This window comes from Mycobacterium sp. NTMscope_Eco_3, assembly GCF_976985685.1.
In genome coordinates, this window is record NZ_CDRJYZ010000001.1 from 2,167,977 (window position 1) to 2,179,279 (window position 11,303).

The following is an 11,303-nucleotide window of genomic DNA, read 5'->3' on the forward strand; positions in this document are numbered from 1 at the left end:
TCTGAGTCAGGTACCGGCGCCGAGTCGTCGGAGGCGGCTCGTCCAGATCCGCCCAAGTCGCCGCCGACGGGCTAGTGAAATACGGCGGAATCGAATACGGCGGGTTACCAGTAAACTACTCCCACATACTCTTAATACCGCTGTGCCCCAAAGCAATTCGCGTTACGCTGACTTATCAATCGTTGGCATGATTCTGGAATAGTTTGCTGTGCAGCATCATTCGATCCATCGACTCGGTGCCGCGATGGAACCTTGATGATTCATCAGATGAATCAGCGCGCAGCCGGCATACTGCCGAGGCGATGGAGATCTGTTGGTGGCTATCTCTCCCCCGCTGGGGGATTGACGCCGGGCGACGGTCGGACTACCTCTTGTTCCGTTCCAGGGAGGGCCTAGGCGATTTGTTGTTTCGCTAGTTCTCCCAGCGCGATGACGCCCCCGGTGATCTGCGCGGCGAGCTCGGTGGGGTCGGCGTTCTGTTGCTCCGGGATGTTGGCAGTCAAGGCGAGGGTGGCGAAGCCGTGGGACAGCGACCATCCCGCCATGGCTAGCCCACGGACATCTTCGTCGGTGACCGGTCCCAAGCGATGCGTCGTGAGACTGGTCCGCGCGGTGTCGTACAGGATGTCGAAAGCTGCGTTCTTGGCTAGCCTCAGCTCTGGGTCATCGCTGCGGTACAGGTAGGGGCGGAACATCACTTCGAAGTGGCCGCGGTGGGAATCTTCTGGGTCAGCGCGTACAGGTAGGGGCGGAACATGCGAGTGGCCGCGGTGGGAAAGCGCGAATGCGATGTAGGCCTGCCCGCCTCGGAAGAACCCATCACGACCGGTCGCAGCCGCACCAATCATCTGTGCTTGAAAGCGAAATCCCTCGGTCGCCACTGCGGTAAAGATCCCGCGCTTGTCGCCGAATTGGTAGGCCAGCGCGGCATGGGACACGCCCGCTCGGCGGGCGATCCGGCGCATGCTCACCGCCGCGACCCCGACGGTTTCGACTTCCTCGACCGCACCGTCGATCGCCGCTCGCTCAAGCTGCCCGTGGTGATAGGGCCGCGCGGGACTCGTTGTCATAGTTGGCCACTGTACCGACACAATCTAACCATTGATAAGTTGCGCGGGCTGGGGCAGACTGGGGATCGTCACGAGGAACTGTCCACTGGTAAGACTCGTGCTCAGGAGGGCCTGTGAACGACAACAGCGCCGCGATCGTGTTCGACCAGCGTTGGCCTTCGGCGCGCATAGCGCGGTGGGCCGGCACTGTCGGAGTCGTCCTGCCCGCCATCACCCTCGTGGTTTATCCGATCTGGTCATTCCCCGGGACTCCGACGTCGGGTAGCGAAGTCGCACGCTGGGCGGCGATTCACCACGATCGGTTGATCGTGACGATGCTGCTCAATACTGCTGGCGTCACGCTGTGGCTGGTATTCAGCGCGGCGGTATGGAGCTACCTGCGCGATCGACTCCCCGCACGATCGTCGCTCGCGACATGCTTTGCCGCCGGCTTCATCGGGTGCGTGACGCTTTTATTGAGCGGGTTCAGCGCGTTCGACCTGCTGCTCTACCGGCCCCACAGCCCCGAGACGTCAACGCTGCTCTACGATTTGACCTTCGGATTGCTGGCAATGTCGGGAATGCCCACCATCGTGGCGGCGGGGTCGTTCGCGGTTGCCATCTACGTTCATCGGGTGCTGCCACGGTATGCCGCCCACCTCGCCACTGCCGCGGCCGTGATACACCCCCTGCTCCTCGCAGCGTTCATCGTCCACGATGGGCCGCTTTCGCTCGAGGGTTTCTCGATCACCGGAATGCCGGCTGTTCTGTTTGCCTGGATTTTCGGAACTGCAGTCGCGATGCCGCGCGAGGTTCAGTGATCAACGAATAAGCCATCCAGGGCCAGGAGCCGCGGGTGTCGCGCCAGCCGCCCGCTCCCCCGTCATGTCGATCACGGACCACCTTTTTGGCAATCGTGGGACCGCCCTGCGCGACCCCATTGCCACGCCGAACGTGTTCCATTTCCGGGGCTTCTCTTTCGTCGAGTGCCCGGCGGTGATGGACTAATCGGAGTTCCGTTCAACCGGCCAGCATGGAGGAAGCCTTGACGTGAGCGGCACAGGCATCGAAGCGGCATCCAGCGATGGCGTTCCGCAGGAATGGCGGCACAACCCTTTCACCCGCTGGCCACAGCGCGGCGGGAAGGCTCTGTCGGCGTTGCAGCTGCCGTTCTTTCTGCTCCATGCGCCGACTGGCTTCGGAGTACTCACCACGACCGGACGCCGGACCGGGAAACGACGACGGAAATGCGTGCGGGTCATTGTGGACGACTCCGTTGCCTATCTGGTGATGCTGGGGCCGGTGCTGTTGAGAGCACCCAAGGACCAAGCCATTACGCACTGGCTGCGCAACATCCGCGCCAACCCAGTTGTGCGACTGCGGGTGTCCGCTGGGACTCTCACTGGCACCGCGCGCGAACTCAGTGATCCTGCGGAACTGGCCGTTGCTCGGCGGGCATACACCCGCACGGTGAACCCTTTCGATTTTTGGGAATACCGTTTCCATACCGGCGACCGGCCCACCCCCGACAAGATTCAGCGCCTGCACCAACATTGGTTTGACGCGGGTGTACCGGTCGTTATCGAACTCCCAGACTGATGTCTGCACTGACCCACCAGCTACGGTTCCTCGCGGCGATCCTAGGCTTCATCGGGCCGACGGACATGTATCCGGTTGCGCCGCAGGCAGCTTCCTAGCTGTGCCTTTTCCGCGCGGCCGGTGAACCCGGGTACTCGAAGGAATAGCATTGGGGGGTTCCGAAAGCCTCCCTCAGCCACGCCTTGGAGCAAGGTCGTTGCTCCCCGCCGGGGCACACGCGGCGCGGCTGGACCACAGCGGCTGTCGTGGACGCGTTGCCGAGCACGGTGTTTGGTACTACGCGCACAGGTGCCGAATCGCGCGTTGCGCAGCCAGGTGCCCGCACATACCGTGGGGGCCGGCTCCAGGTGGCGTCGATGCAGAACAGAGATACATGCCCGGGACGCCGATGTTGTATGGCGAAACGAGCTTCGGGCGCGCGATCATCTGGTGGAGGCCGGGGGCGCCGCCCATGACGTCGCCACCGACGATGTTGGCGTTGTAGTCGCTGAACTCGGCCGTTTTGCGGGTGAAGGTTCCGACTATTCGCTCGCGGAAACCGGGTGCGAAGCGTTCGATTTGCCGCATTATTGCCTCGCTGGCATCGCCAGCGTAATCGTGCGGCACGTGCGCGTAGGCATAGAACGGGTGCACATTACCTACCGACCGGCTCGGGTCGGCCAAATACTGTTGCGCCGCAATGATGAACGGCCGCTCCGGCATTTTTCCGGCATTGGTGTCTCGCTCAGCGGCTACCACTTCCTCAAGGCTTCCGCAGACATGCACAGTGCCAGCGGATCTGCAGTGCTCGTTGGTCCACGGAACCCCATCCTCGACCGCAAAATCGATCTTGAACGCGCCGGGCCCGAAACGGTAACGGCGATAAGCGCGCCGCACGTGGCCCGGCAGAGCATCACCCGCAAGCTCGACGACCGCGTGGGGCGTCAGGTCGAACATCACGATATCTGCCTGGCGTACCTCAGCGAGAGACTGCACTCGCTGGCCTGTTTCGATCATCCCGCCAAGTCCAGTCAGGATCCGCTGCAGTGCCGTGGCGATCTGCGAGCTCCCGCCCTTGGGCACCGGCCAGCCGTAGCGGTGAACTGTCGCGCCGAACATGACCGCGAACGCAGACGAGGGCGGCCGTCCCAGCGGACCCCAGCCGTGGGCAGCGTTCCCCGCGAACAGTGCCTTGACCTCATCAGTACGCCACAACCGCGCGAAGGTGGTTGCTGGTATCAACCCCGCTGCCCCGAAACGAGCGAGCTGCAACGGATGACGTGGCACATGGATCAATGGACGAAGAACGTCTGCTACGAGATCATCGAAACCGTTCGCGTATGGCTCAAATATCCGCCGCCATCGGGCTCCGTCGGCACCGAGCAGGCGCTCAGTTGTCTCGAACGACTGCACCTGCACGCCAGCGCGGCCTCCGTCCAAAGGATGCGCAAGGTCGACCTCAGGCCACACCCACTCCAATCCGTGCGACGCGAGATCCAGAGACTTGAGAAACGGCGACGCGAGGGCGATGGGAACCACCGCGGCGCAATCGTCATGCAGGAGTCCCGGCAGGGTGTTCTCACTAGTGCGGACCCCGCCCCCGATCGTGTCGGAGGCTTCCAGCACGGTTACCCCGATGCCGTGCTGGACAAGGGTGACTGCCGCGGCGAGCCCATTGGGCCCCGACCCGACGACGATCGCTGTCGTCACTCACGCCTCCCTGTCGAAGAATCTCCGGCCGGAGTCCACACCGCCACACGGTCCGCGGACGTACTCCCCGCTTGGACGTCCTGCTCGGCGCACTGTCCACCACCCCAGCACCCGTTCGCCATCTTTGCAGACGAACGCGCGCGAATGACGGCTTCCAGCGCCTTACCGGTCCTCGGCGGTTAGCCCGAACCCCGAGATCGTTGCCTCGCGTTGCTGCACACTAATAGTCATGGCCACAGGGGGCCGACTTCAGCGTCGGCTGGAAAAGTCGGTATTCAATCCTGGGTTTCGGGTCGCTTTGCGACTTGGCATCGCGCCCAAAGCGCTCGCGTTGCTCGAGACAATCGGACGGCGCAGTGGGAAGCGACGATTGACTCCGGTAGGCAACGGACTAGACGGCGAGGTCTTCTGGCTGGTCTCTGAACACGGCCGCCAAGGCGGCTACGTCAAGAACCTCGCCGCGAATCCGCGTGTGCGCGTCAAGGTTGGCCGCCGCTGGTACGCCGGCACCGCCACGATCGTCGACAGCGACGATGCGCAGGCCCGCCGCCGCCGGATTGACGAAAGTAACGGCCTCGCCGGTCGGATCGATGGCATCATCTTCCGAGCCTCGGCCAGCACCCCAACCACAATCCGGATCGACCTGGACAACCCACTAGACGAGAATATGCACGGATCGAATATGGAGGATTACTGGTAATCGGAGAAGGCTCCACTCTCGGACGTTGCCATCAGTGTCGGTGTCCTGCGGCATGCGTTGGCCATGACATCGACACCGTCTGACTTGGAGTTGATCCGGCTGCCCTCCCATCAATTGGTGCGGACAACTCAAAAACCCCGCAGTCGGATGGCGCGCGGACGTTGATCTCACAGGGTTGGCGGGTTGTGCCCATCGCGCAATGCCGGCCTCGGCGCGTATTGCGATGATCCCAATCAGGCTCAACGCAGCGATTGACTATCTCAAAACGCACCTGTGCCGTGGTGCGGAAACCGGATCTCAAAGTGGTTAGTGGGCAATCCTCGGGCGGACAGAGCGGCCGGGTGAAACCGACGGCCCAGCAACCTTATTAGCCGGAAGCAAGCACCCCCCCGCTCGTCTCATCGGTTGGTGAATTTTCTCGCGGGGCGCGGCGGGCGCGACTTTCCCGGAGGGCTTGCTGCGCAGACTCCAGGGTGATGTTGCGTGGATCGACCCCTTCCCTCTCGAAGCCTTCCACCGCGATGGGCAAATAGAGAAACTTCAGCGGGACGAGACGCTCGACGACTGCGTAGAACCGCCGATACATCCACATAAAGCGGCGCGACATCTCCTCGTCGTCGGGGGTCCACTCTAAGTTGAACAGCTCCCGCACATGGGGTGGAAAACTGTTGACAACGACTTGCCGCCGCGCCGCCACCCAGGGCCACACTGTCTTTTTCAGGACCGGAGGCCACCACCGCGGCGCCGGGCGTCGCTCGATAAATTGTTCGAGCATGACCTGAGTTACCTGTGTATTAACCAGATGATTACGCTCGATGTTGTCCAGGTACTGCTCGAAATCGTCGTAGGTATCCGGCTGAGGGCTATCGTCCACTCCCAACATGCTGTACCACTCTTTGGATTCCTCGAATATTTGCTCCTTCATGGCTCGCGGCATGGCCCCGTCAAAATACAGCTGCTCCGTGATTACGATCAATAAGTGATAGAAGAAAGTGACATGCGCAAAATAAAAGGTTTCCGCATTCAAAGCGTGATACGTGCCATCCTGCAGGGTCCCTTTGATGGCCTTGTGCATATTCCGAGTCTTCAGTCCGTATTTCATCGCTTCTTCAGGTGCGTCGTACACCGTACCGTAAATGTACTCACGAGATCTCTGACGCCGCTCTTTATATATCTTGCGGCGCGCGCCGAAGGAGCTGTCACCAGTGAAAAGTACTGAATTCGCGGTTGCTTTCGCCATCTGCGGCCATGCGCCCGCAATTGTGCCCACTACTCCGCCACCAAAAAAGGCAACATCAAGACGCCCCCAATATTTCCATATCAGAGAGCCGGCAGGGAGCGGATGCTGAAGAAGGTCGCTCCGGGACAAACTATGATCGTCCGTAAATTCCGTCACTCTAACGTCTCTCGGGACTACGAGCTCTGGATCAAATGTTGTCTGCATGATTTTCCTGAGCGCCCTGAGGCCCCGGACCGCCATGTAAAACTCCTTGCGTTGCCGATACTCGTCATTTGATTAAGCTCAGTACCCGGCCGTTTACACGCCCAGCCTCGGGTAGCTGATCGACTATCAGCTAACCACCGTTATGCCGACTCTGTCTTGGGTTTCGAGGGTCTGTCGTTCCTTGGCGGGGTTTATCGCACAGCGGAGCGTAACCAGTAAGCGAAACCGCTTGATCTGCTGGTTCCTTAGCGGGTTGAACACTCGATCTGGATGGCGCTGAGAGCGTTTCGCTCGACCGCGGCCTTCAGCCGGATCCACGCCAGCTCCGACTGAGGGCTGCCACGGTGGCGCGAAGCTGCGTCGGGCTAACCCATTGTCAAGATTGCGGCCGCGGCGAGGCCAAGCACCGTCACGAGGGCCACGAAAATCACCGTGATCGCCGCGCGCACGATCTCTTCTTCCGTGAGCCTCGGGCGCGGCTTCGATTCAACGCGAACGGTGTCTCTTGGACAGCCATTTGCGTTCACTTTTGCGACCGCCAAAAGGAGATCGTCATGCCCGTCGGCCACGTCATTGTCGACTGGGTCGTGCGCGGCGATTGCGGTCGTCATATCAGCCCCCGGGACGCCTACAGGCGTTATTGGACGGTCGAAGCTTCGGCTTTCTCGTATATCCGAAGATACGAGCGCGAGATCACGATTGCGGTAACGATCCTTAACGGCCGCAGCACAGTCGTGCTCCTGCACTGCGCGGCGAGCAGGGTGAGCCGCGGTGAAGTTGCCATCGTGACGAAAGACCTTCCCTGCTGCGGCGCGGGAGGGATATGCACCAAACCAATATGGATGTTTACCGGCCGATGCTTCGGCTATGCCCACCATCACTTCCGGCAACACCAACGCGCCGACCATGCTCATCGCCGAGCGCGCAGCGCGGGCGACCGTCGGTTAGGTCGTTCTCCTGCATGTCCTTTCGCGGTTATAGCCGAACGATCACCACTTGGTATCTATTTGGGAATGCAACCGCGTTTCGACTGGCGCAGCACTATCGGTAACAACAGTCACATGTTTAACCTTGCGCCGTGCGCAATTTGCCCTCTGCCGCCACCGATGTGCCATTGCGCACCGTCTCCCGGCGCGACGCGCTGCGCTACGCCGCCACGTTGGCCGGTCTGGGTGCCGCATCGGTGGCCTGCGGCATGCCGACAGCGACTGCCGCCGCTCCCCCTCAGCTGATCGACTTTGCCGCACACCAGATTCCGGCGCAGCAGATCCGGGCTGCCGGCTATAGCGGGGTGGTCAACTACGTCTCGTTGTCACGTCCCGGCTCCTCGTTCGGCGCCAAACCCATCACTCGGTCCTACGCCGACTCACTGACAGCCGCGGGTTTGGTGATTGTCAGTAACTACCAATACGGCAAGCCGGGTGGGTCGACACCGTCAGACTTCACGCGGGGCTACGCGGGCGGCGTCGCGGATGCGCGCACCGCCTGGCGTTTGCACACCGCGGCAGGCGGCGGCCAGAGTGCGCCGATCTTCTTCACCATCGACGAGGACATCAACCGCAACACCTGGATTCACACCGCGCTGCCGTGGTTTCGCGGAATCAACTCAGTTCTTGGGGTTCAGCGCACTGGGGTCTACGGAGGTGTCAGGGTCTGCCAGTGGGCCGTGGCCGATGGCGTTATCGGGTCTTCGAGCACACCTGGCCGCCGGTGGGCCTGGCAAACTCGAGCCTGGTCCGGTGATCAGGTCCACCCCGCCGCTGTTCTCTACCAGCGCGTCGTGAGCGCCGCGTCCAATCCCGGGCCGAAGGTCGGCGGATTCGAAGTGGACGTCAACGACGTCCTGGCCCCCGACTGCGGCCAGTGGAATCTCCATGCGGGTCGTCCAAGCGGCGACGTGTGATAGGTGTTGCCGCCACTTCCGGCGATACCAACGCGCCGATCATGCTCGTCGCAGAGCACGCAGCGCGAGCGTTCATGGAATAAGTCGGTTAAGCGCCGACATCAAAGATGTTGCGGTGCAATCTGACCCAGGGCTGGTGGGGGCTTATGCGCCAGACGGCAGAACTACGCCGGGTTCATCTGATGAATCAGGCCCGCCGGAGGCCGTGCTCACCGAGGAAGATCTGAGGCAACATCTCCGTTCAATGACCACTACCGTTCAGAGTGCCAAGTACCGCGAGTTGGTGGGACACAGCCTGCCTCCATTCGATTTCAGCATTGCGTCGTTCCTTGACGGCGGTCTTAGCTGCCTTGCTGGTTGGCTGAAATCGAGCGGAGTTCATCGCGCCCGCGTGCCACCTCGCCTGATTCGGGCTACAGCCCGGATGGTACGACGTTGCCGTTGACCGTCACTTCGACCCGGCCGGTCTTCGGGTTGTACTCGATTTTGCCGTGCTCGAAATTCGACACGAGCAGATCGCCGACGGTGTTCACGTCGCTGGTCGGAAAGCCCAGCGCACCCGCCGACCCGTTAGTGCCCGTGACCGCAGGCACGCCGTTCGGGTCGCGTGGCACATTCCAGGCCTCCCGGATCTTGCCTGTGGTGATGAACGTGGGTGTACCGGGCTCGTCGTTCTTGGCGGTGATCACGCCGCCCTGGAACTGCTGGAATACCAAGCCGCTCTCCCGCTTTCCCGCGTTGCGGTCACCCGTGAGCGGCTTGCCGAGAGCCTGCTTCTGATCCTGCGTTGCCGACGAGTACTTGGCAGCGATCGGGCCGGTCAGAGTTACCTCAACGTTGCCCTCCCCGAGGACTTTCACCTCAGTGGGCGGCGCCGGGGGTTTAGACGTGGAGGTGGCGCTCGCCCCGACCTGAGGCGGCGCCGGCGCGTCGACGCTCTTGCCATTGCTGCAGCCCACAGCAATCAGTGCGACGGCGGCCAGGCCGGCGACTGCCGCGTGGCGGTATGCGATCGTTCTCATGGCTTCCTCTCGCGTCTTCCTAAGGCAGGCGGTCGCGGTCTTCGTGGCTCCGACCGAACTTACGCCGCGGGCATAGACGGCGAGCCAGAGGACCGGGGTAAGGATCACCGGTGCGATGAAATCCACCGTGGCCATCGGCGGGCAAATTCCATGGCATGTCGACCACGCAGTCGCCGGTTACAGCCAGCGTGAATGCCGGGCACGCGCGTCTCGCGTGATGCCAAAGTCCCAGCTTTTAGCCGAATGCTTCCAGGGGCCGCGGCAGGTTCAGCACCAGTTGCGCATCTTTGGTGACCTCTAGACGCAGGATTGTGGAGGCGCCAAGCCCGTCGAGAAGATCGCTCAGCGGGCCGCCGTGTCGGGTGAGTGTGACGTCACGCGGGAAGCTGCGTTGCGCGAACGACAGCGTGTTCGATTGCACCGAGGTTTGGCGCCATTGCCCGTCGACCAAATGAACCATGGTGTTGGTGCCGAGCCGGGACTGTGATGGGAAATCGGTGAACTCTGGTAGCGGCGCCTGCAGGCTCACATCCGGTTTGCCTGTGGGGCCAGCGATTCCGGCCCGCACGGCATCGCTGATGTCGACACTGATGTCGGTGCGCCACTTCGGCAGCTGGTAGCCTTCGACGCCGCGGACCCGGGCAATCTCGGTGGTGACTGGTAGCGCCAGGACGTGAGCGTAGAACTTCCTGCGCCGCATGGTGTTCAGCAGTTCGAGCTCGGGAAGCAGGCCGGACAGCAGACCCCGTTCACCGGGCTTTCGGATGACGACCGCGACGGACACTTCGTCATATGGATCGTTGTCGCAGACCGCATACGAGAAGAAAGTCAGGGCCGCGACTCCATAACCGGGGACCGCCCGCAATGGCTCGAGAGGCTCTGGAAGCATCGCCGCCAGACGGTCGAACGGAGCGAGCATGTTCGCCTGAACGATGGTCGCGCGGTAGTAGAAGTTCGGCGCCCAAATCGGTCCGATCCGCGAGTCGACCTGGACCTTCGGGATCCGTCGGAACCAGTCGATGTTTCCGGCGGCGGGGTCTTGTGCCACCTCGTCGAGGTCGGGATTCGAGCGATATCGGTCGTAGTACCCACCCTTCGGCACCTCGACGGTCTGTCCAGCGAATTCGACCTCGGTGAGTTGCGTTGCCATTGTCGTTGACCTCGTCCTTGTATGGGTCGGTAGCCGTTCGGTGGGTATCGACCCCCAACGCTAAGACTATGTACGTCCCAGGCAGATCCACAGGTGATGAATGGCCAACAAGTTGTGACTAGTGGCCATGAAGATGCCGTTCGAAAAAGATCTCGGCAAGAATCGGATCCGACCCAACCACATTGTCCGTCGGTCTGCGTGCGAAGTGGCCGCCCAGAACTGGATAGAGCCTTTATTCACAGCAACATCATTCGAGACAGGAACTTTATGGTGAGCAGTTACGCCCTGAAAGACACCGGAGCCAGGCTGATGAACCGCATGCACCGGTTGATCCTCACGGTTAGCGGGAACAGGCTGTTGGCCAAGCCGTTTGGGATGCCGGTGGTCGAGCTCCATACGACTGGGCGCAAGTCTGGGCTGCCCCGGTCCTGCTACCTGACGACGCCCATTCACGATTTGGATCGGGTTGTCCTCGTCGCGTCGAAGGGTGGCGACGACCGCAACCCCGACTGGTACCGGAATCTTCAGGCGCATCCCGACACCGAGCTGGTGATCGATGGTACCCGCCGAAAGATTCACGCCCGCACCGCAACCGCGCAAGAGAGGGCCGAGTTGTGGCCGAAGATTGTTGCGGCGTACAAGGGGTATGCGGATTACCAAACGCGGACCAGTCGTGAGATACCCGTGGTGATCTGCGAGCTGCGGAGCTGACGACGTTGTGAACTCGCGGACCGAAAGGGCCAATTC

The 11,303-nt window shown here is 61.9% G+C and carries 11 protein-coding genes; 5 read left to right on the forward strand and 6 right to left on the reverse strand.

The annotated features are described in order from the left end of the window. Positions 1–392 precede the first annotated feature (392 nt). The gene (locus AC0KTM_RS09935; RefSeq protein ID WP_472415493.1) at positions 393–1,070 is read right to left on the reverse strand and encodes a TetR/AcrR family transcriptional regulator; all 678 of its coding nucleotides are present in this window, start codon (positions 1,068–1,070) and stop codon (positions 393–395) included. 113 nt (positions 1,071–1,183) lie between these two features. Here AC0KTM_RS09935 and AC0KTM_RS09940 point away from each other — a divergent pair, with 113 nt between their 5' ends. After that, positions 1,184–1,870 carry a hypothetical protein gene (locus AC0KTM_RS09940; RefSeq protein WP_472415494.1) on the forward strand — a complete coding sequence of 229 codons (687 nt, stop codon included), beginning with the start codon at positions 1,184–1,186 and terminating at the stop codon, positions 1,868–1,870. 229 nt (positions 1,871–2,099) lie between these two features. Continuing rightward, positions 2,100–2,648 (forward strand): nitroreductase family deazaflavin-dependent oxidoreductase, encoded by a 549-nt coding sequence (locus tag AC0KTM_RS09945; protein WP_472415495.1) that lies wholly within the window; start codon positions 2,100–2,102, stop codon positions 2,646–2,648. 276 nt (positions 2,649–2,924) lie between these two features. On the opposite strand, the gene AC0KTM_RS09950 is transcribed toward AC0KTM_RS09945, so the two are convergent. Beyond that, positions 2,925–4,337: a phytoene desaturase family protein gene (locus AC0KTM_RS09950; protein WP_472415496.1), complete on the reverse strand. Its 1,413-nt coding sequence runs from the start codon at positions 4,335–4,337 to the stop codon at positions 2,925–2,927. Between the two features lie 229 nt (positions 4,338–4,566). Between AC0KTM_RS09950 and AC0KTM_RS09955 the strand changes: the two genes are divergently transcribed. Further along, positions 4,567–5,037, forward strand: coding sequence for a nitroreductase/quinone reductase family protein (locus AC0KTM_RS09955; protein WP_472415497.1), 471 nt, complete (start codon positions 4,567–4,569; stop codon positions 5,035–5,037). A gap of 367 nt (positions 5,038–5,404) precedes the next feature. On the opposite strand, the gene AC0KTM_RS09960 is transcribed toward AC0KTM_RS09955, so the two are convergent. Further along, positions 5,405–6,517 carry an oxygenase MpaB family protein gene (locus AC0KTM_RS09960; protein ID WP_472415498.1) on the reverse strand — a complete coding sequence of 371 codons (1,113 nt, stop codon included), beginning with the start codon at positions 6,515–6,517 and terminating at the stop codon, positions 5,405–5,407. Positions 6,518–6,846: 329 nt separating this feature from the next. Further along, positions 6,847–7,395 carry a hypothetical protein gene (locus AC0KTM_RS09965; protein WP_472415499.1) on the reverse strand — a complete coding sequence of 183 codons (549 nt, stop codon included), beginning with the start codon at positions 7,393–7,395 and terminating at the stop codon, positions 6,847–6,849. Positions 7,396–7,559: 164 nt separating this feature from the next. Here AC0KTM_RS09965 and AC0KTM_RS09970 point away from each other — a divergent pair, with 164 nt between their 5' ends. Continuing rightward, entirely contained in the window at positions 7,560–8,384 is an 825-nt protein-coding gene (locus AC0KTM_RS09970; protein ID WP_472415500.1) for a DUF1906 domain-containing protein, read from the forward strand. Positions 8,385–8,797: 413 nt separating this feature from the next. Here the strand turns inward: AC0KTM_RS09970 and AC0KTM_RS09975 are convergent, their stop codons facing one another. Next, positions 8,798–9,406, reverse strand: coding sequence for an LGFP repeat-containing protein (locus AC0KTM_RS09975; RefSeq protein WP_472417435.1), 609 nt, complete (start codon positions 9,404–9,406; stop codon positions 8,798–8,800). 235 nt (positions 9,407–9,641) lie between these two features. Continuing rightward, complete coding sequence (locus AC0KTM_RS09980) at positions 9,642–10,556, reverse strand: acetoacetate decarboxylase family protein (protein ID WP_238955768.1); 915 nt, start codon at positions 10,554–10,556, stop codon at positions 9,642–9,644. A gap of 309 nt (positions 10,557–10,865) precedes the next feature. Here AC0KTM_RS09980 and AC0KTM_RS09985 point away from each other — a divergent pair, with 309 nt between their 5' ends. Beyond that, positions 10,866–11,267, forward strand: coding sequence for a nitroreductase family deazaflavin-dependent oxidoreductase (locus tag AC0KTM_RS09985; RefSeq protein ID WP_275254295.1), 402 nt, complete (start codon positions 10,866–10,868; stop codon positions 11,265–11,267). Positions 11,268–11,303 lie beyond the last annotated feature (36 nt).

Coding starts and splice junctions, on each gene's coding strand:
- AC0KTM_RS09965 (WP_472415499.1), bottom strand. CDS start 7,395: ATGAGCATGGTCGGCGCGTTGGTGTTGCCGGAAGTGATGGTGGGCATA.
- AC0KTM_RS09975 (WP_472417435.1), bottom strand. CDS start 9,406: ATGAGAACGATCGCATACCGCCACGCGGCAGTCGCCGGCCTGGCCGCC.
- AC0KTM_RS09985 (WP_275254295.1), top strand. CDS start 10,866: ATGAACCGCATGCACCGGTTGATCCTCACGGTTAGCGGGAACAGGCTG.
- AC0KTM_RS09960 (WP_472415498.1), bottom strand. CDS start 6,517: ATGGCGGTCCGGGGCCTCAGGGCGCTCAGGAAAATCATGCAGACAACA.
- AC0KTM_RS09935 (WP_472415493.1), bottom strand. CDS start 1,070: ATGACAACGAGTCCCGCGCGGCCCTATCACCACGGGCAGCTTGAGCGA.
- AC0KTM_RS09955 (WP_472415497.1), top strand. CDS start 4,567: ATGGCCACAGGGGGCCGACTTCAGCGTCGGCTGGAAAAGTCGGTATTC.
- AC0KTM_RS09980 (WP_238955768.1), bottom strand. CDS start 10,556: ATGGCAACGCAACTCACCGAGGTCGAATTCGCTGGACAGACCGTCGAG.